Genomic DNA, 17,933 nt, shown 5'->3' with positions numbered 1-17,933 from the left:
GCTGTCAGGCCTGCCCTTCGAGCAGGCCCACCACGGACTTTCCATTGGTCAGAACCAGGCGTCCCACTTCCGGCAGGCGCTCGGCCGCAACCGCGGCTATGCGCTGCGGCCAAAGCTGCAGGTCCTCGACCTTGCCGCCGACGGAGAGCATGGTGCCGTAATAGCGCGCCAAGGTCGACTGGTTGTCCTGCGCGTAGATCGCATCGGCCACCAGGCGCGTCTTGGCCCGCTCCAACTCGTCATCGGTGACACCCTCGCCGACGATGCGGGCGATCTCCTCGTCGATTGCCGCCTCCAGCGTCTCGAAGCTGACCCCAGGCATCGGGATACCCCAGACGCCAAAGCGTGTCTCGTCGACGGCGGAGCCGCCGTAGAAGGCGCCGGCGGCGGAGGCCACCTTCTTGTCGACCACCAGCGAGCGGTGGAGACGAGAGGTCTGCCCGCCGCCGAGGATCTGGGAGAGCAGGTCCAGCACCTCGCCCTCGCCGTTCCGGGCGCGGATATAGGACGGCGCCCGCCAATGGCGCTGATAGATCGGCTGCTCCACGCGCTTGTCGGCGAGGCGCACGCGGCGATCAGCCCGTTGTGGCGGCTCCTGCGGGCGCAGACGCGGCGGAGGCTCGGCCCGACGGGCAACCTGGCCATAGGTCGCCTCGGCGAGGGTGCGAACCCCCTCGGCCGTGATGTCGCCAGCCACGATCAGGCTGGCATTGTTGGGCGTATAGAAGCGGGCGTGGAAATCGATGGCATCCTGGCGCGTCAGACCCTCGATCTCGTCCTCCCACCCGATGATCGGCGTGCCATAGGGATGGTGGGTGAACAGGGTCGAAGCGATCTCCTCGGCAAGCTGGGAACCGGGATCGTTGTCGACCCGCATCTTGCGCTCCTCCAGGACCACGTTGCGCTCGGGGTTGACGACCTCGTCGGTGAGGGCGAGGCCGGTCATGCGGTCGGCCTCGAAAGCCATCATGGCGCCGAGATGCTCCTTGGCCACGCGTTGGAAGTAGGCGGTGTAGTCGAGGGACGTGAAGGCGTTCTCCTGGCCGCCGAGCTCGGCGACCTGCTTGGAAAAGCCGCCGGGATTCTTCTCCGTGCCCTTGAACATCAGGTGCTCGAGGAAATGGGCGATGCCGGACTTGCCCTTCGGTTCGTCCGCTCCCCCCACCTTGTACCAGATCATATGGGTGACGACTGGCGCGCGGTGATCGGGGATGACGACGACATGCAGGCCGTTTTCGAGATAGAAGTCCGTAATCGCCGGACCCTGGGCCTGGGAGGCACCGCCGAGTCCGGGGATAAGCGCAATCGCCATTGAAGATCCGATCGGGTGGGGAAAAGAAGTCAGCTCAATATGGGCCGAAAAAGAACTTTGTGAAGCCCCCATAGCGTTACGGCAGAGGAGCCGCAAGGGGTTCGCGGCATGCCGTCGGAGCCAGTTCGTCCGACACCGTCGTCGCTTGGACTTTTGTTTGCATGGAGGAAATCGCGCACTTCGTTGAAACGTTCTGCAGGCCAAGCAAATTTCATGATTGGCCGGGCATGCCGCAAGGATCGCGAGCGCCATGACGCACGGCATGGACAATAATCTCGTCACCACTGAATTCATAAAAGATCAGTTAGGGATAGGGAGTTGTTCTCAGGCGGCGAATATCAGGGTCTTGCGTGCGCTTGTCGACGAAGGGCTGATCGGGAAGCTGCTCAATCCGTGCCTTGATGCGTTCCAAGACACGTCGCGTTCCCTGGTGCGACCGCGGATCGAGATATTTGGCAATCGCTTTCAGATCGGCAAGAGCTGGCGTCGTATAACGGAGTTTCACAGACTATAGCTTGCCCACACCGCACGAACTTCCTCATCGGTCGCGAACTCGCCGCGTGCGACCGCGGCTTTCGAAACGGTGATGGCTGCCTGCTCATCAGCGGTGAGCGGCACAGGTTCTTCCTCGGCGTCTGCTAGACGCAATAGGATGCGCGCCAATTCGCCCTGCAGATCAGCCGGAAGGGAGCGGGCAGCTGCAACGGCCTTCTCAAGAAGCTCGGTCATGCCTTCACTATGCCTTTCATTTCTGTCCAAAGAAAGGGTTGGACAGAATTCTCCGGACCTCCGAATTCGGGTTAACCCCGGCAATCGCTTTGCTACGGGGGACGCCGCTCAAAGAAGCTCAGACGTGTCCCAGCATAATCGCGCTGATCCGCCAGCGCAAAGGCGGCCGGCGCCTCCAGCGGCGCGTCGGTCGCCTCCTCCACCACGCAGAGCGCACCCGCGGTCAGCCAGCCGCCATCGGCAAGGCTGGCGAGGGCGAGGGAGGCAAGGTTCCTGCCATAGGGAGGGTCGAGGAAGGCGAGCGAATAGGGCTCGGTCGGCCCAATGGCGCCGAGCTTGGTGGCATCGCGGCGAAACAGACGCGTCTTGCCACCGAGCGACATTGCCTCGATGTTGGTGCGGATGAGGCCACGCGCTTCAGCCCCCTCATCCACGAAGGTGGCGAAGCGCGCACCGCGCGAAAGAGCCTCGAAACCGAGTGCGCCGGTGCCGGCGAAGAGGTCGATCACACGCGCATCGCGCACGGGGTCGTCATAGCCATGGGCGAGGATGTTGAACAAGGTCTCGCGCAGACGATCCGACGTCGGACGGATCGAGTCCGACTTCGGTGTCGCCAGCTGCTTGCCGCGAAATTGCCCGCCGATGATGCGCATGAGCGGATCCGTCAGCGTCCCCGCCGTGGGCCACCGCTCGGCTTGCTGCCCGTGGGTTTGCCACCACCGGAACGCGGCTTGAAGGGCCGGTTTCCGCCGCCTTCACGGTCACCGAAAGGCTTGCGCGGCCGCTCGCCGCCTTCGTCCCGGTCGCGGGAGGAAGAACGTGGCTTGAACGGCCTGTCGCTGCCGCCCTCGTTGCGGTCGCGAAAGCTCGGACGGGGCTTGGAGGCGCGCTCGCCCTCCTCGCCCTCGCGGCGGCGGGCCGGGCGCGGCCTGAAGGGGCGGTCCTCGGCGCCCTCGCGCGCGCGGAACGGCTTGCGCGGTCGCTCGCTGCCTTCCTCGCGGTCTCGGAAGGAAGGGCGCGGCTTGAAGGGCGGCTTTTCCCCTTCGTAACGCTCGCGAAAACTGCGGCGCGGGCGCTCGGCCCCCTCGTCGCCTTCGCGGAAGGCCGGACGAGGCCTGGGCGGGCGCTCGTTACCCTCATCGCGATCGCGGAAGCTGCGACGCGGACGATCACCACCTTCGTCGCGATCACGGAAGGAAGCGCGCGGCTTGAAGGGACGCTCGCCGCCCTCCTCGCGGTCGCGGAAGGCAGGGCGCTTGCTGCGCTTGGCCGGCTTGTCTTCCGGAACGTCGGCGACACGCTGGACCAGCACGCGGCGACCGTGGCGGTCCTCGACAAGACCGCCACGGATCACGCGTTCCTTGCCGCCTTCTTCCGCCTTCACGCGGAGGCCGCGGCCGGCTTTCGCAGGCTTCTCGACCGGCTTGGCGGCGAGTTCCCCGCGCTCGAAGGCGGGCGCCTCGAATTCGCATTCGGCCTCGGCGATCAGGTCCGGCCCGAGCTGGTCGATCAGCACACGCGTCTTCACCTCCTCCACCGCGCCCTCGGCGAGCTCGCCGAGCTGGAACGGGCCGTAGGAAACACGAATCAGGCGGTTCACCTCCAGGCCGATGGAGCCCAGCACATTCTTGACTTCACGGTTCTTGCCCTCGCGCAAGCCGAGCGTCAGCCAGGAGTTGGAGCCCTGCTCCTTGTCGAGCTTGGCTTCGATACGGCCATAATCGACGCCATCGATGGTAAGGCCCTCGAAGAGCTTGTCGAGCTGGACCTGGTCGGTCTCGCCGAAGGCGCGCACGCGATAGCGGCGCAGCCAGCCGGTCTTGGGCAGTTCGAGCTGGCGGGCGAGGCCGCCGTCATTGGTGAGAAGCAGCAGGCCCTCGGTGTTGATGTCGAGACGGCCGACCGACATCACGCGCGGCAACGACGGATCGAGGTTCTCGAACACCGTGGGACGGCCTTCGGGATCCTTCTCGGTGGTCACCAGGCCGCGAGGCTTGTGATAGAGCCACAGGCGCGTACGCTCGCGCCTCGGCAGCAGCTTGCCATCGACGGTAACCTTGTCGGTGGGCAGCACGTTGCGGGCGGCGCTGGTCAGCACCTCGCCATTCACGGCGACCCGGCCTTCCTCGATCCAGGCCTCCGCGTCCCGGCGCGAGCCAAGACCGGCGCGAGCGATGACCTTGGCGACACGATCGCCGGCGAATTCGCCCTCGACCGCCGGGGCCTGCTTGACCGTATCCTCGCGCGGCTGCAACCGCTTCTCGGCGCGGCGCGGCGCCGGACGCTCCGGGCGGTTCTCACGGCGCTCGTCGAAGCGCGGCTCGAAGGACGAACGACCTTCGCGTGGTTCGAAGGCAGTATCGACGTGGCGGGGACGGGCTGGACCATCACCCTCGCGGTCCTCGCGCCGGGCCCGGAAGGGGCGCTCCTCCCGGTCGCTGCGCGGGGCATCGCTACGGGGACGGAAGGGACGATCGCCACTGCGCCCGCCTTCGCGATCCTCGCGCCGGGCACGGAACGGACGCTCCTCCTTGTCGCCGCGCTGAGCATCGGTGCGCGGGCGGAAGGGGCGGTCGCCGCCACGCTCGGCGCGGTCCTCGAATCGGCGCGGGCGTGCCTCGCCGCCCTCACGGTCCTCACGCGGGCGGAAGGGGCGGCGCGGCGCCTCGCCGCCCTCATCGCGATCGCGGAACGATGGGCGCGGCTTGAAGGGGCGTTCGCCGCCGGCATCGCGGTCGCGGAAAGTCTTGCGCGGGGGGCGGGCTTCGGAAGCCTCGCCTTCACGCGGCTTGAAGCGACTGGGGCGGCGCTCGCCGTCACTGCTCTCGGCAAAGGAGCGGGCCGGACGCGCGGGACGGGGCGGACGGCCCTCGCCCTCTTCGCGATCACGGAAGGATCGGCGCGGCGGTGCATCGCCACTGACACCACGACGGCGGGGACCGTCGCCGGCAGCGAAAGGCTTCTTGCCCCCACGCGGGGGCGTGCGGCCGTCGCCGCCAGATCGTTTATCGTCGTCGGACATTCATTGCTCCTAGAGCAAAGCGCGGCTAGGCGCAAACGCCTCTCTGCTTTAACTCTTTGTTTCGACGCGTTTTGCGATTTGAGGCGATCCCGTCAAATCACAAAACGCCTTGGCAGAAAAGGCGGCATGTCACGAGATGAAGCGCTCGATCATGGAACTGGCGCTGGAGGAAGCACGTGCGGCCGCAGGTCGCGGGGAGGTACCCGTCGGCGCGGTCGTCGTCAAGGACGGAGTGGTGCTGGCGCGTGAAGGAAATCGCACGCTGGAGCTGCGCGACCCCACCGCCCATGCCGAAATGCTCGCCATCCGCGCCGCCGCGAGGATGCTCGGCAGCGAGCGGCTCGTCGACGCAGATCTCTATGTGACGCTCGAACCCTGCCCGATGTGCGCGGCAGCGATCTCCTTCGCTCGCATTCGTCGCCTCTATTTCGGCTGCGACGATCCTAAGGGCGGCGCCGTGGAGAGCGGCGTGCAATTCTACGCCTCCCCTACCTGCCATCACCGGCCGGAGGTCTATTCGGGCATCGACGCAACGGCCGCGCGGGAGTTGCTGCAGGGATTTTTCAGGGAAAGACGGCGGTAGGTGTGGCGGCACAGGCTGGGGCTTCTTCGCGAACTCAACCGGCCTGCCCGGGTTGGCACCCTTGCCCATGGGTTGCTTCCCTACGCTGCCATCCCGTAAAATCATCACAATATCGGTTCCCGCCGCGAATGCAGGCCCATGCGTATCCTCCTGGCTGAAGACAATCGCGATCTGTCCGAGTGGGTCAGCCGCCTGCTGCGCCAGAGCAATTATGTGGTGGATTGCGTGCATCGGGGCGACGAGGCTGATACGGCGCTGCAGTCGCAGGATTATGCGCTGCTCATCCTCGATCTCGGCCTGCCCGACCTCGACGGCATCGAGGTGCTCCGGCGCCTGAGGGCGCGGGGCGATGCCACGCCCGTGCTCATCCTCACCGCCAATGACGCCGTCTCCAGCCGCGTGCGCGGCCTCGATAGCGGGGCGGATGATTATCTCGTCAAGCCCTTCGAGGTGGAGGAGCTGGAGGCCCGCATCCGTGCCCAGCTGCGCCGCGGCCGGGGCCGCATCGAGCAGGTCCTCGCCTATGGGGCGCTTGCCTTCGACAGCCAATCGCGCAGCTTCGCCCTCAATGGCGAGAACCTGGCCTTCACGCCGCGCGAACATGCTGTGCTGGAGACGCTGATGCTGAATGCCGGCCGCCCAGTGCCGAAGGAAAGGCTGGTGGAGAACGTCTTCGGCTTCGACGACGAGGCCGGGCCGAGCGCGGTGGAGGTCTATGTCCACCGCGTGCGCAAGAAGCTCGAAGGCAGCGATGTGGGCATCATCACGCTGCGCGGGCTGGGCTATATGCTGCGGCGCGCCGATGTCACGTAGCCTTCGCCGCGAATTGCTGGGCTGGTTGGTGCTGCCGCTCACCGCGGTGGTGAGCTACAACGTCTGGAACTCCTATTCGGATGCGCGCGAGACGGCCGATCTCCTCACCGACCGCACGCTGATCTCCTCCGCCCGCTCGATCGCCGAGAACATCCACGAGAGCGACGGCGTCATCCAGGCTCCGATCCCGCCCTCCGCGCTGGAGATGTTCGCTACCGACGACCGCGACCACGTGATCTACCGCGTCAACGGCCCGCGTGGCGAACTGGTCGCCGGCTATCCGGATACGCTGCCACCGCCCGAAACGCCGACCAATTTCCGGCACGTCTACTTCAAGGGCAGCTATCGGGGCGAGGCGGTGCGCGCCGTCGCCCTTGCCCAGCCTGTGGTCTCGGCCGCCGGCAAAAGCGGCGATGCGCTGGTGATCGTCGGGCAGACCTTGCGTAGCCATGACAGGCTGGTGAACAGCCTGTGGCTGAGGGCGCTACGCGACGAGATGCTGCTGGTGGCGGTGGCCGGCATCCTGGCCCTGCTCGGGCTCAGGCGCGGCCTCACGCCGCTCTTGCGTCTGCGTGACGAGGTGCGCCAGCGCGGCCCCGATTCCCTGGAGCCCCTCGACACCACGGACGTCCAGACCGAGCTGAGGCCGCTCGTAACGGCCCTCAACGAGGCGCTCGCCCAAGTCCAGCGCCAGGTCGCAGCGCAGAGGCGCTTCGTCGCGAATGCCGCCCATCAGTTGCGCACGCCGCTGGCCCTGCTGAAGGCGCAGGTCGGCGTTGGCCTCCGGGCGCCGGACGCGCCTGCGGCACGGGAATCGCTCACGGCCGCAGGCGCCACGGTGGAGGGCATGACGCGCCTTTCCAACCAGCTCCTCAGCCTTGCCCGAGCCGAGCAGGGCAGCGCCCTCCTCCATCGCGAGAAGGTCGACTTCAACGCGCTCTGCCACGATGCCGTGGAAGATCTCGCCATCATGGCGGTGGAACTTGGCATCGATCTCGGCTTCGACGGGGCTCCCGCCCCGCTCCACATCAATGGCCACCCGACGCTGCTGCGCGAGATGGCGACCAATTTGGTCGAGAATGCCCTGCGCTACACGCCGAAGGGCGGCACGGTGACGGCTCGGGTGCGGGCGGCCGGCGGATCGACCGTGACCTTGCGTGTCGAGGACAACGGTCCTGGCATCCCGGCCGATGAGCGCGAAAAGGTGTTCGAGCGCTTCTACCGCCGCCTCGGCACCGGCATCGAAGGCACCGGCCTGGGCCTTGCCGTGGTGAAGGAGATCGTGTCTTCGCATGAGGGCGAAATCGAACTGGCCGACCACGCGCCACCGCCGGGTCTGGTGGTCAAAGTCACCCTGCTGGCACTGGAGGCGTAGAGGGCGGGCCTTTTCGCCGCTACGGCGTTTTGCCTTCAGATCAAATCACCGGAAGCAAAAACGCTTTGGCCTCGCCCGCGTCTCGAAAAAAATGCCCGGGGAGAGAACCCGGGCATTAGTCTTTGCTGGAGATGGGATCTTTTGATCCTGCTTATGTTTATTCCGTGAAACCAGCGCCTCCGCTCAATGATCCGACAGCGGCTTGGGACGCCACTTGGCAAGGCTGTTTTCGACACGGCCCATGATCCAGCCCGCCGCCAGCACCACCAGCATGATGATGATGATCGCCGCCGCCACGCCCGGCCCATCGAAGGAGCCGCGGGCGATGGCGATGAGCTGGCCGATTCCGTACCGGGCGCCGACGAATTCGCCGACGATCGCGCCGGTAATGGCAAAGGAATAGCTGACGTGCAGGCTAGCGAAGATCCAGCTCATGGCCGAGGGAATGATCACCGCCCGGGTTAGTTGCCAGGGCTTGGCGCCGAGGATCTGAGCATTGGCGATCAGAGAGCGGTCGGCCTCGCGCACGCCCTGGAAGGCGTTCTGGAACACCAGGAAGAACACCATCACGAACGACAGGGCGATCTTGGAGGGGAGCCCCAAGCCGAACATGATGATGAAGACCGGGGCCAGCACGACGCGGGGGATGGAGTTGAAGACCTTGATGTAGACCGAGAAGATATCGGCCAGGAAGGCATTGCGGCCCAGCGCCACGCCCACCAGCACACCTGCGATGGAGCCGAAGACGAAGCCGATGGTGGCTTCCTCCACCGTGACCCACAGATGGTACCAGAGCGGCGTGCCGTTGGCGCCTTGGGTGATCCACTCCCACAGCCGCACGACTACCGTGCTGGGCATGCCAAGGGCGAGGTCCGTCATCCAGCCAAGGCGAACGGAGATCTCCCACAGCACGAGCAGAGCCGCGAGGATCACCGCCTGCCAGACTATGACTTTCGTGCGCCGGATCTGCGCCGCCTTGGCTGCGGCGGCCTCGATTTCCGCATCCGAGGTGCCGGGCCGAAAGGTCGGTGTCTTCGGGGACATGGTGACATCGCTCATTTGCTGCCTCCTTTCACGCGGCTTCGGCAGCGCGGCGGTTGGAGGTCTGGACCTCCTCGCGCAGGTCGTTCCAGATCATCCTGGAATAGTCGATGAACTTCTGGTCGTAACGGATGTCCTCGACGATGCGCGGGCGCGGCAGGTCGACCGTGTAGACGGACTTCACCGTGGCCGGGCCGGCGGTGAGCACGTAGATCTTGTCCGCGAGCGCGATCGCCTCGTCGAGGTCATGGGTGACGAACACGACGGAGGCCTTGGATTCGTCCCACAGGTTCAGCAGCACATTGTGCATGACCACGCGGGTCTGCACGTCGAGCGCCGAGAAGGGCTCGTCCATCAGCAGGATCTTGGGCTGATTGATGAAGGTCTGCGCCAGCGCGACGCGCTTTCTCATGCCGCCCGAAAGCTGATGCGGATAATGGTTCTCGAACCGCGGCAGGCCGACGCGCTTCAACCAATCGCGCGCCAGGGCATAGGCCTCCGCCTTGGGCACCCCGCGGAACATCGGACCGGCGGCGACATTGTCGAGGACATTTCGCCAGGGGAAGACCGCATCGGCCTGGAAGACGAAACCGACGCTGGGGTCGATACCGTTGACTGGCCCGCCCATCACCCGCACCTCGCCGGCGCTTGGCCTGGCGAGGCCTGTGACGAGGTTCAGCGTGGTCGACTTGCCACAGCCCGTCGGCCCGACGACAGCGACGAACTCGCCTCGGGCGACGGTCATCGAGAAGTCGTGGATCGCCGTGAGCGACTTGCCGGTCGGCGTTACGAAGCGCCGCGTGACATTGATGAGCTCGATGGCGGGCGAGGATGCCTGCGCCTGGGACTGGGTCATGGAGGTCCTCCATTCGGGGGGCGGGTCTGACCCGCCTTTCGCCCTTCAATAGTTCGGCTGTCGCCAAGGCGGGTCTGAAAACCCGCCCCCCCGAATCTCACTTCACGTTCTTCACGAACTCAGTAGTGAAGGTTTTGGATAGATCGATCTGCTTGTCCTGCAGTTCCTTCTTGAAGGTTTGCAGCACGGCGAGCACGGTTTTGGGACCATCTTCCGGCATCACGCCATCGGGCGTGAACATGCCCTTGCCGGCATCGAGCCCCTTCACATAGCCATCCTTGTCGTCGCCGTAGAATTCCTTCGGCATCTTGTCGGTGATCTCGGCGGCGCTGTGGGTGTTGATGAATTTCAACGTCTTCACGAAGGCATTGGCGAGCTTCTGCACCGTATCCTTGTGCGACTCCACCCAGGCCGTGGGCATATAGAGTGAAGCGGCGGGATAGGTGCCGCCGAGGGCATCCTCGGCACCCTTCACCGTGCGCATGTCGATCAGTACGCTGGCATCGCCCGACTTCACCATGCGCCCGATGGTCGGCTCGGTGGTCATCCCGGCCTGGATCTGGTCATGCTGCATGGCGGCGATGAAGGTGGCGCCGGCGCCAACGGGCAGGGTGGTGAATTCGTTCGGCTTCACGCCGGCCTTCTGGGCGAGGTAGAGCGTGAGGAAGTTGGTGGAGGAACCGAGGCCGGTGACGCCGACATCAGCGCCCTTGAAGTCGGCGGCCGACTTGATCTCCGGATGCTTAGCCGACACCAGGATCACTTCGCCCGGCGCCTGGCTGAACTGCACGACGCTCTCGACGAACTTTCCCTTGCCCTGCAGGTCGACGCAGTGATCGTAGAAGCCGACCACGCCCTGCACGGTACCGGCGAGCATCTCGGTCTCGGCATCGACGCCGGCCGTGTCGTTCAGGAGTTCGACGTCGAGGCCCTCGTCCTTGAAGTAACCCAGGCCTTCCGCCAGCTTGGCGGGAAGGTAGATCTGCTTTTCGTAGCCGCCCACGACGATGGTGATCTTGTCGTCCGCCCGCGCCACGGCGGCAGCGCCCAGGGTCATGGTGGCAACGGTGCCTGCGAGCAGAAGGCCGCGCAGCAGGTTGGGTTTGGCGAACATTGTCTTCTCCAAATGGCGTTTCCAGATGCCCGGTCTTCTTCCAACGCGAGGGATGGCGAGAGGGCGCTTGCTACTCTGCCTAGCGCACCAAGCTTTCAGTCAGCTTTCAATCATGGAGGGTGAGCAATTTTTATGGAGAACAGTTTTGCGGTTCGGCGGATGAACGAGGCGCACCAAACACGGAGTGTCGATCTCCGATCGACAGTCTTGGAAACGAGACGCTTGTCGGGGAGGAAGAACGTCGATCGGAGATCGACACTCCAATCCCGCACCTCATCCTGCCAAGGCAGCACCCTTTGGCAGCACAAGGCACAAAGGCAGCCAACGCCCGATAAATCTGCGCGAAATCCTTGCCCCAAGCGCCATTGCTGCCTAAACAGCGGCAACATTTTTGAAAGTTTGCAGCAATGGCCGGCGACAAGAAGCAGAAATTGAAGGCAAGGCAGGCGCGTGGTTTCGTGGACCGCAGCGCCGGCGAGATCATGGCGACCCGCGCGATGGTCGCCACCATCCAGAGCGTATACGAACTCTATGGCTTCGAGCCGGGCGAGACCCCCTTCGTCGAATATTCCGACGCCCTCGGCAAGTTCCTGCCGGACCAGGACAGGCCGAACGAGGGCGTGTTCTCCTTCCAGGACGACGACGAGCAGTGGCTGTCGCTGCGCTACGACCTCACGGCGCCGCTCGCCCGCTATGTCGCCGAGAATTTCGACGCCCTGCCCAAGCCCTATCGCAGCTATCGCTCCGGTTTTGTCTTCCGCAACGAGAAGCCGGGCCCTGGGCGCTTCCGCCAGTTCATGCAGTTCGACGCCGACACGGTGGGCAGCCCCTCCGTCGCCGCCGACGCCGAGATCTGCATGATGGCCGCGGACACCATGGAGAAGCTCGGCATCGCACGCGGCTCCTATCTGGTGCGGATCAACAACCGCAAGGTGCTCGACGGCATCATGGAGGCGATCGGCCTCAGCGGTGACGAGAATGCCGGCCGCCGCCTCACCGTGTTGCGCGCCATCGACAAGTTCGATCGCCTGGGCGCCGAGGGCGTGCGCGACCTCCTCGGCGGGGGACGCAAGGACGAGTCGGGTGACTTCACCAAGGGCGCCGGTCTCGAGGCGGCCCAGGCCCGGACCATTCTGGATTATGTCACCGGCCAGCGTGGCAGCAATGCCGAGACGGTCGAGCGTATCCGGCCGCTGGTGGCTGATACCGCCACGGGCCGCGCCGGGGTCGAGGAACTCGCCCGCATCGCCGACCTCGTAGACAAGTCGGGCTACGGTCCGGACCGCATCGTCATCGACACTTCGATCGTGCGCGGCCTCGAATATTATACGGGGCCGGTCTACGAGGTCGAACTCACCTTCGAGGTCAAGGACGAGCAGGGCCGCCCGGTTCGCTTCGGCTCGGTGGCCGGCGGCGGGCGCTATGACGGCCTCGTGGCGCGCTTCCGCGGCGAGCCCGTGCCGGCGGCAGGTTTTTCCATCGGCGTCTCGCGTCTGCTGGCCGCCCTCACCGCGCTTGGCCGCGTCGACACCGCCGGCGAGAAGGGTCCCGTCGTGGTCTGTGTCATGGACCAGGCCCGCCTTGCCGACTACCAGACCATGGCCGCTGAATTGCGCCAGGCCGGCATCAGGTCGGAAGTCTATCTCGGCGGCTCGGGCATGAAGGCGCAGCTCAAATATGCTGACCGCCGCAAGTCTCCAGTCGTGGTGATTCAGGGCTCGGACGAGGCCGAAAAGGGCGAGGTGCAGCTCAAGGACCTGGCGCTCGGCGCCGAGATGGCCAAGGCGATCGCCGACAACGCCGAATGGCGCGAGGCCCGCGTGGCACAGCGCGTGGTGCCGAGGGGCGAGTTGGTGAAAGCTGTGAAGGAGATGCTGGGGTAATCGCTGGGAGCGCGGACGTCTCGTCCGCTCTTCGTTCATCATCGAGCACAACGTTTCCAAGAGCGGACGAGGACGTCCACGCTCCCGGTATAAACCTCGTTTTGGCTTTCCAGTCGCGCAACACCCCCTGCTTTGCTAGAAGACACCCCGATTTCGATGATGGACCGCGCATATGCCCCACCCAGCCTATGAAGCCTTCGATGCGCTTGCCCGGCGCTCGGGCTATGCGCTGATCGATCCGCCCGTCCTGCAGCCGGCCGGGCTGTTCCTCGACCTGCTCGGCGAGGACATGCGCCGGCGCGCCTTCCTCACCACCGATGCAGAGGGCCGCGAATTCTGCCTGCGGCCCGATTTCACCATTCCCGTCTCGCTGCATTATCTGAAGGAAACCAGGCCCGGCAGCATTGGCGCCTATGCCTATCGCGGCCCGGTGTTCCGCTTCCGCACCGATGGTCCCAGCGAATTCCTGCAGGCCGGTTTTGAGAATTATGGCCGCAGCGACAAGCCGGCAGCCGATGCCGAAATGATGGCCATCGCCATCGAGGCTGCCGCAGGGCTCGGCCTCGTCAAGCCCGATATCCGCATGGGCGACGCCGGCATCGTCACCGCCATGCTCGATGCGCTTGATCTGCCGCCGGTCTGGCGCCGGCGCCTCGTGAGCGACCTGCGCCGCTCCAAGAACCTCGACGAGGACCTCGCTCGCCTCGGCAGCACGGCGCCCAAGAACGGCGCTGCGGCCTATGCCGGCTTCCTCGCAGCGCTCGAAGGCTCCGATCCCGGCTCGGCCCGCGCCGCCGTGGCCGACCTCCTCTCCATCGCCGGCATCCAGCCCGTCGGCGGGCGCAGCGTCGACGAGATCGCCGATCGCTTTCTCGAACAGGCGGCGCTCTCCTCCGGTCTCGGCGTGGACGCCGACAAAGTGGCGATCACGCGCAAGATCTTCGCCGTGGCCGCCGATCCCGACACCGCATCCGCCGAATTGCGTGGTATTGCCGATGACGCCAGGCTCGATCTCAACGCCGCACTCGATGCCTTCGACGAACGCACCGGCTTCCTCGCCGCGCGCGGCATCGAAGTCGGCGCCATCAAGTTCGCCACGGGCTTCGGACGGCGCCTCGATTACTACACAGGCTTCGTGTTCGAGCTGCATGATCCAGGCCAGCCCGATGCACAGGCACGTGTCGGCGGCGGGCGCTACGACAAGCTGATGAGCCAGCTTGGATCGGCTGAAGCCGTCCCGGCTGTCGGCTGCTCGATCTGGCTCGACCGGTTCGGCGGAGACGCATGATGAACGCTTCCCCTTCGCCCCTCCTTCTCGGCATTCCCTCCAAGGGCCGCCTGCAGGAAAACTGCACCGCCTTCTTCGAGCGCGCTGGCATCCGCTTCGTGCAGGAACGCGGCGCGCGCGACTATCGCGGCGCGGTGCCGGGCATGGACGATGTGGAAGTGCTGTTCCTCTCGGCCTCGGAGATCGCCGGCCAGCTCGCCTCCGGCGCCATCCATTTCGGCGTCACCGGCGAGGACCTGGTGCGCGAGAACATCCCGCGCGCCGATGAGCGCGTCAGCCTGATCCAGCCGCTTGGCTTCGGCCACGCCAATGTGGTGGTCGCCGTGCCGCAGGCCTGGATCGATGTGCGCACCATGGACGATATCGAGGATGTCGCCGCAGGCTTTCGCCAGCGCCATGGCCGCCGCCTCAAGGTCGCAACCAAATATATCAACCTGACTCGGGCCTTCTTTTCCGCGCATGGGGTGGCTGATTATCTCATCGTCGAAAGCCTCGGCGCTACAGAGGGCGCGCCCGCTTCCGGAGCGGCCGATCTCATCGTCGACATCACCACCACGGGCAGCACGCTGACGGCCAATGCACTGAAGGTGGTGGATGACGGAGTGATGCTGCGCAGCCAAGCCAATCTGGTCGCTTCCCTCGGCGCCGACTGGAGCCCGCGAGCCCGCGCCGGTGCCGCCGCCATCCTCGGGCGCCTCGCCGCCAAGGCGACGGGCAGCGCCCAGCGCGAGATCCGCTGCGTCCTGCGCGGCGCCAACCAGCAGCATCTGCAGGATGCAGCACGCCAGTTCAGCGCCAGCGCACCCTTCGGGCTGCCCTCCCCGGGCCAGCCCCTCACCTTCCATGTCCCCTCCGGACAGGTCTTCGACTTCGCCGCCTGGCTGACTGAACAGGGAGCGGCCGCAATTGCGGTGACCAATCTCGACTTCGTGTTCGAACCCCAGAATGCGCTGTACAGCGAGTTGGAAAAGAAGTTGGGGTAGCGCCCTGGGAGTATCCGTATTCGGTCAAGCAGCTTTAGGTGTCCAAATCCGATTATCTCGCAAGAGGGCGTTAGCGAGGATGATGAGCTTGCGCATGATAGCGACGATGGCGATTTTTTGGGTTTTCCGGCGGCGACCATGGCCTGGTATTTAGCGGCGAGGTCGGGGTTCCATCGGATAGCGGCGACCATGGGCATATAGAGGGCTCGTCGCAGAAGGGCTCTTCCCCCGCGAATGAAGCGCTTGCCATTTTTGCTGCCGCTGTCGCGTGGGACAGGGGCGAGGCCGGCCAGGCTTGCGGCTTGAGGGGGGAGACAGGGTGCCCAGTTCAGGCATGTGGATGAGCATGGCGTGAGCTGTGATGGGTGCCACGGCGGGGATGGAATCGAGGATTTCGGCTCTGCGCTTGAAGGCGGGATCCTTGTCGGCCCGCCTGGCGATCTCCTCGTCGATGGCGTTTATCTGCGCTTGGGTCAGAGCCAGTGTCTTGGCGAGTTGGCGCTTGATCAGGGGGAGTTCGGCGGTTTGCTGGCGGGTCTGGGTTGCCACTTTGATCTTCATCAGGGCGTCCCGCGCCGCGGCCAATTGCTTCATCTCCTCAAGGGCCTGGCTGACGATGAGGGTCGGCTCGGGCTGGACGGCCTGGCCATAGCGGGCCAGGGTCATGGCATCAATGCGATCGGTCTTGGCCAGCCTGCCAATACCTTCGGCAAAGCGTCGGGCCTGGCGCGGGTTGAGCTTGACGGCCGGCAGGCCGGCCTGGTTGAGCGCGCGTTCGAAGGCGCGATGATAGGCCCCCGTTGCTTCGAACACCACACGCTCGACAGTCCAGGAAGAAAGCCAGGCAAGCAGGGCGCGATGGCCCGCCTGGGTGTTGGCAAAGCGCTTGATGAGGCCTGCCGGGTGGACAGCCACATCCAAATGATCCTTGCCGATGTCGGTGCCGACATTGTGTGCTAGGCTGCTCGTCATCTTTTCCAAGTCCTCTGCTTGTCTCCGGAGCAATGCCGGTATCCGTTCAGGCCTCATGGAAAAGAGAGGGGTGGTCAGACTCCTAAGTCAGTCCTTCGATTATCGCAGGCACGACCCGTCCCCTCCCGCCTCCAGCTCGGCGGCCACCGAGCTGGAGGCATCCAAAAGCTAGGCTTTCACGATGGGATTGAAATAGACAATCGCAGGCATCCTTGCCTGCTCTTTCCTTGCTACTGACGTCACGTTTCCCGGAGCAGGCAGGGATGCCTGCGATCCCGGGCTGCCACGTGAATTATTCGGGTTATCACGCAAGACGCCAGGTTCTATGGTAGCGGCCCCTCCCGTTTCATTTCAGAGATTATCATGTCCGATAGTGTAAAGCCCGTCTGGTTCATCACCGGCTGCTCGACCGGGTTCGGGCGCGAACTCGCCCGTCACACGCTTTCGCTGGGCTATCCCACCGTGGTCACCGCCCGCAATCCGGCGCAGCTCGAAGAATTCACCATGGAGTATGGCGAGCTAGCCTTGGTGCTCAAGCTCGACGTCACCAGCCAGGACGACATCGATGCCGCGGTCAAGATCGCGCTGGAGCGGCTGGGGCGGATCGACGTGCTCGTGAACAATGCCGGCATCGGCTATTTCGGCTCCTTCGAGGAAAGCGAGCTCGCCGAAGTCCACAAGATGTTCGACATCAATCTGTGGGGCCTCACTCATATGACCCGCGCGGTGTTGCCGACCCTGCGCAAGCAGCGGTCGGGTACCATCGTCAACGTCTCCTCGATCGGCGGCCTGCGTGCCTTTCCGTCCGTGAGCTTCTACAACGCCACGAAGTTCGCAGTGGAAGCGCTATCCGAAGCGCTCTCCCAGGAACTTGCTCCGATGGGCATCAAGGTCCTGCTGGTCGAGCCCGGGCCCTTCCGCACCGACTGGGCCGGTCGCTCCGCCAACGAGGCACCGCAAACGATTGCCGACTATCACGAGACTGCCGGCGCCCGGTTGGCGCAGATCCGCGGCAACAGCGGCAAGCAGGTCGGAGACCCCGTGCGCGCGGCCGTGGCGATCGTGAAGGCCGTCGAGGCGGAGAAGCCACCGCTGCGCTTGCTGCTCGGCAAGGTCGCCCTCGCCGGCGCCCGCATCAAGCTTGAACAGCTCGCCGCCGATTTCGACGCCTGGGCGGAGGTGACCGAAGGCGCCGATTATCCGGAAGGGCAGTGATCGGCGCGGCGCGAGCCTCCTCCACTAGGCTGAAGGAGGCTTTCGCGTTGCGCTCTTTCCCAAGCATTGCAAACTACCCCCCACTGGTCCACACAGGGGCGAATCCTGTTGCCGGCTTGTCATGACCGATCGTCCCAAACTCGTCCTCGCCTCCGCCAGCCCACGCCGCCATGCCCTGCTCGAACAGGCCGGATGCGCGCCCGATGCCCTGCTGCCGACCGATATCGACGAGACGCCCAGGCGCGGCGAGGCGGCACGCTCGCTGGTGCAGCGCCTGGCCAAGGAGAAGATCGAGGCCGCGCTGGTCACGCTGAAGAGCCGGTACGACCTCGCCGGGGCCTATACCGTATCGGCGGATACGGTCGTCGCCTGCACTGGCCGCGTATTGCCCAAGGCCGAAACCCTGGAGGATGCGGAAGCCTGCCTGCGCCTGCTCTCGGGCCGCAGCCACATCGTGATGACCGGCGTCGCCGTGGCCAATCCGCAGGGCACGATCCGCACTCGGCTGGTCGAGACGCGCCTTCGTTTCAAGCATCTGTCGCTCGACGAGATCAATGCCTATCTTGACTCCGGCGAGTGGCGGGGCAAGGCCGGCGGCTATGCCATTCAAGGGCTCGCCGGTGTTTTCGCCCTGCGCCTCGTCGGCTCCTACACCAATGTCGTCGGTCTGCCGCTTTATGAAACCGTGAGCCTGCTCGAAGGCGCCGGCTTCCCCGTCCGCGGCACCTGGAGGGAAAATCTGTGAGC

Annotated in this window: 16 protein-coding genes and 1 pseudogene; 8 read left to right on the top strand and 9 right to left on the bottom strand. The window is 65.3% G+C overall.

Annotated features, from left to right (window positions below; all coding sequences use genetic code 11):
* Positions 1–4 precede the first annotated feature (4 nt).
* The 5 genes from ACMDCR_RS08585 to ACMDCR_RS08565 all read right to left on the bottom strand — a co-directional run bounded on the left by ACMDCR_RS08585 (position 5) and on the right by ACMDCR_RS08565 (position 5,063).
* Positions 5–1,312, bottom strand: a complete 1,308-nt coding sequence (locus ACMDCR_RS08585) for a M16 family metallopeptidase (RefSeq protein WP_413992125.1) — start codon at positions 1,310–1,312, stop codon at positions 5–7.
* A gap of 304 nt (positions 1,313–1,616) precedes the next feature.
* A complete protein-coding gene (locus ACMDCR_RS08580) occupies positions 1,617–1,817 on the bottom strand; it encodes a type II toxin-antitoxin system RelE/ParE family toxin (RefSeq protein WP_413992124.1) in 201 nt (66 codons plus the stop codon).
* Positions 1,814–2,041 (bottom strand): hypothetical protein, encoded by a 228-nt coding sequence (locus ACMDCR_RS08575; protein WP_413992123.1) that lies wholly within the window; start codon positions 2,039–2,041, stop codon positions 1,814–1,816. The genes ACMDCR_RS08580 and ACMDCR_RS08575 overlap by 4 nt, the downstream gene beginning before the upstream one ends.
* A 92-nt stretch (positions 2,042–2,133) precedes the next feature.
* Positions 2,134–2,694, bottom strand: a complete 561-nt coding sequence (gene rsmD, locus ACMDCR_RS08570) for a 16S rRNA (guanine(966)-N(2))-methyltransferase RsmD (protein WP_413992122.1) — start codon at positions 2,692–2,694, stop codon at positions 2,134–2,136.
* An 11-nt stretch (positions 2,695–2,705) separates the two neighbouring features.
* Positions 2,706–5,063: a pseudouridine synthase gene (locus tag ACMDCR_RS08565; RefSeq protein WP_413992121.1), complete on the bottom strand. Its 2,358-nt coding sequence runs from the start codon at positions 5,061–5,063 to the stop codon at positions 2,706–2,708.
* A gap of 136 nt (positions 5,064–5,199) precedes the next feature.
* Between ACMDCR_RS08565 and ACMDCR_RS08560 the strand changes: the two genes are divergently transcribed.
* The 3 genes from ACMDCR_RS08560 to ACMDCR_RS08550 all read left to right on the top strand — a co-directional run bounded on the left by ACMDCR_RS08560 (position 5,200) and on the right by ACMDCR_RS08550 (position 7,834).
* Entirely contained in the window at positions 5,200–5,646 is a 447-nt protein-coding gene (locus tag ACMDCR_RS08560; protein WP_413992120.1) for a nucleoside deaminase, read from the top strand.
* A gap of 138 nt (positions 5,647–5,784) precedes the next feature.
* Positions 5,785–6,459 carry a response regulator gene (locus ACMDCR_RS08555; protein WP_413992119.1) on the top strand — a complete coding sequence of 225 codons (675 nt, stop codon included), beginning with the start codon at positions 5,785–5,787 and terminating at the stop codon, positions 6,457–6,459.
* A complete protein-coding gene (locus tag ACMDCR_RS08550) occupies positions 6,449–7,834 on the top strand; it encodes a sensor histidine kinase N-terminal domain-containing protein (RefSeq protein WP_413992118.1) in 1,386 nt (461 codons plus the stop codon). The genes ACMDCR_RS08555 and ACMDCR_RS08550 overlap by 11 nt, the downstream gene beginning before the upstream one ends.
* Before the next feature lie 183 nt (positions 7,835–8,017).
* Here ACMDCR_RS08550 and ACMDCR_RS08545 read toward each other — a convergent pair whose 3' ends face one another.
* The 3 genes from ACMDCR_RS08545 to ACMDCR_RS08535 all read right to left on the bottom strand — a co-directional run bounded on the left by ACMDCR_RS08545 (position 8,018) and on the right by ACMDCR_RS08535 (position 10,788).
* Positions 8,018–8,893, bottom strand: coding sequence for an ABC transporter permease (locus tag ACMDCR_RS08545; protein ID WP_413992117.1), 876 nt, complete (start codon positions 8,891–8,893; stop codon positions 8,018–8,020).
* 13 nt (positions 8,894–8,906) lie between these two features.
* The gene (locus ACMDCR_RS08540; protein WP_413992116.1) at positions 8,907–9,731 is read right to left on the bottom strand and encodes an ABC transporter ATP-binding protein; all 825 of its coding nucleotides are present in this window, start codon (positions 9,729–9,731) and stop codon (positions 8,907–8,909) included.
* A gap of 97 nt (positions 9,732–9,828) precedes the next feature.
* A complete protein-coding gene (locus tag ACMDCR_RS08535) occupies positions 9,829–10,788 on the bottom strand; it encodes an ABC transporter substrate-binding protein (RefSeq protein ID WP_413993567.1) in 960 nt (319 codons plus the stop codon).
* A 464-nt stretch (positions 10,789–11,252) separates the two neighbouring features.
* On the opposite strand from ACMDCR_RS08535, the gene hisS reads away from it, so the two are divergent.
* The 3 genes from hisS (at position 11,253) to hisG (ending at position 14,999) form a co-directional block, all read left to right on the top strand.
* Positions 11,253–12,728 (top strand): histidine--tRNA ligase, encoded by a 1,476-nt coding sequence (hisS, locus tag ACMDCR_RS08530; protein ID WP_413992115.1) that lies wholly within the window; start codon positions 11,253–11,255, stop codon positions 12,726–12,728.
* 172 nt (positions 12,729–12,900) lie between these two features.
* The gene (locus ACMDCR_RS08525) at positions 12,901–14,016 is read left to right on the top strand and encodes an ATP phosphoribosyltransferase regulatory subunit (RefSeq protein WP_413992114.1); all 1,116 of its coding nucleotides are present in this window, start codon (positions 12,901–12,903) and stop codon (positions 14,014–14,016) included.
* Positions 14,013–14,999 carry an ATP phosphoribosyltransferase gene (gene hisG, locus ACMDCR_RS08520; protein ID WP_413992113.1) on the top strand — a complete coding sequence of 329 codons (987 nt, stop codon included), beginning with the start codon at positions 14,013–14,015 and terminating at the stop codon, positions 14,997–14,999. The genes ACMDCR_RS08525 and hisG overlap by 4 nt, the downstream gene beginning before the upstream one ends.
* 24 nt (positions 15,000–15,023) lie before the next feature.
* Here the strand turns inward: hisG and ACMDCR_RS08515 are convergent.
* A pseudogene (locus ACMDCR_RS08515) lies at positions 15,024–15,971 on the bottom strand (IS110 family transposase).
* A gap of 363 nt (positions 15,972–16,334) precedes the next feature.
* On the opposite strand from ACMDCR_RS08515, the gene ACMDCR_RS08510 reads away from it, so the two are divergent.
* Together ACMDCR_RS08510 and ACMDCR_RS08505 are read left to right on the top strand one after the other, a co-directional pair.
* Positions 16,335–17,186, top strand: coding sequence for an oxidoreductase (locus ACMDCR_RS08510; protein ID WP_413992112.1), 852 nt, complete (start codon positions 16,335–16,337; stop codon positions 17,184–17,186).
* Positions 17,187–17,307: 121 nt separating this feature from the next.
* A complete protein-coding gene (locus ACMDCR_RS08505; RefSeq protein WP_413992111.1) occupies positions 17,308–17,931 on the top strand; it encodes a Maf family nucleotide pyrophosphatase in 624 nt (207 codons plus the stop codon).
* Positions 17,932–17,933: the final 2 nt, after the last annotated feature.

This window comes from Labrys okinawensis, assembly GCF_047345005.1.
Classification (GTDB): domain Bacteria; phylum Pseudomonadota; class Alphaproteobacteria; order Rhizobiales; family Labraceae; genus Labrys; species Labrys okinawensis.
This window is presented reverse-complemented; position numbering and strand designations above follow the sequence as displayed.

Excerpts from the sequence above, each read along its gene's own strand:
- ACMDCR_RS08505 (WP_413992111.1), top strand. The coding sequence starts at position 17,308 with ATGACCGATCGTCCCAAACTCGTCCTCGCCTCCGCCAGCCCACGCCGC.
- ACMDCR_RS08575 (WP_413992123.1), bottom strand. The coding sequence starts at position 2,041 with ATGACCGAGCTTCTTGAGAAGGCCGTTGCAGCTGCCCGCTCCCTTCCG.
- ACMDCR_RS08525 (WP_413992114.1), top strand. The coding sequence starts at position 12,901 with ATGCCCCACCCAGCCTATGAAGCCTTCGATGCGCTTGCCCGGCGCTCG.
- ACMDCR_RS08545 (WP_413992117.1), bottom strand. The coding sequence starts at position 8,893 with ATGAGCGATGTCACCATGTCCCCGAAGACACCGACCTTTCGGCCCGGC.
- ACMDCR_RS08585 (WP_413992125.1), bottom strand. The coding sequence starts at position 1,312 with ATGGCGATTGCGCTTATCCCCGGACTCGGCGGTGCCTCCCAGGCCCAG.
- hisS (WP_413992115.1), top strand. The coding sequence starts at position 11,253 with ATGGCCGGCGACAAGAAGCAGAAATTGAAGGCAAGGCAGGCGCGTGGT.
- rsmD (WP_413992122.1), bottom strand. The coding sequence starts at position 2,694 with ATGCGCATCATCGGCGGGCAATTTCGCGGCAAGCAGCTGGCGACACCG.
- hisG (WP_413992113.1), top strand. The coding sequence starts at position 14,013 with ATGATGAACGCTTCCCCTTCGCCCCTCCTTCTCGGCATTCCCTCCAAG.
- ACMDCR_RS08555 (WP_413992119.1), top strand. The coding sequence starts at position 5,785 with ATGCGTATCCTCCTGGCTGAAGACAATCGCGATCTGTCCGAGTGGGTC.
- ACMDCR_RS08560 (WP_413992120.1), top strand. The coding sequence starts at position 5,200 with ATGAAGCGCTCGATCATGGAACTGGCGCTGGAGGAAGCACGTGCGGCC.
- ACMDCR_RS08550 (WP_413992118.1), top strand. The coding sequence starts at position 6,449 with ATGTCACGTAGCCTTCGCCGCGAATTGCTGGGCTGGTTGGTGCTGCCG.
- ACMDCR_RS08540 (WP_413992116.1), bottom strand. The coding sequence starts at position 9,731 with ATGACCCAGTCCCAGGCGCAGGCATCCTCGCCCGCCATCGAGCTCATC.
- ACMDCR_RS08510 (WP_413992112.1), top strand. The coding sequence starts at position 16,335 with ATGTCCGATAGTGTAAAGCCCGTCTGGTTCATCACCGGCTGCTCGACC.
- ACMDCR_RS08535 (WP_413993567.1), bottom strand. The coding sequence starts at position 10,788 with ATGACCCTGGGCGCTGCCGCCGTGGCGCGGGCGGACGACAAGATCACC.
- ACMDCR_RS08565 (WP_413992121.1), bottom strand. The coding sequence starts at position 5,063 with ATGTCCGACGACGATAAACGATCTGGCGGCGACGGCCGCACGCCCCCG.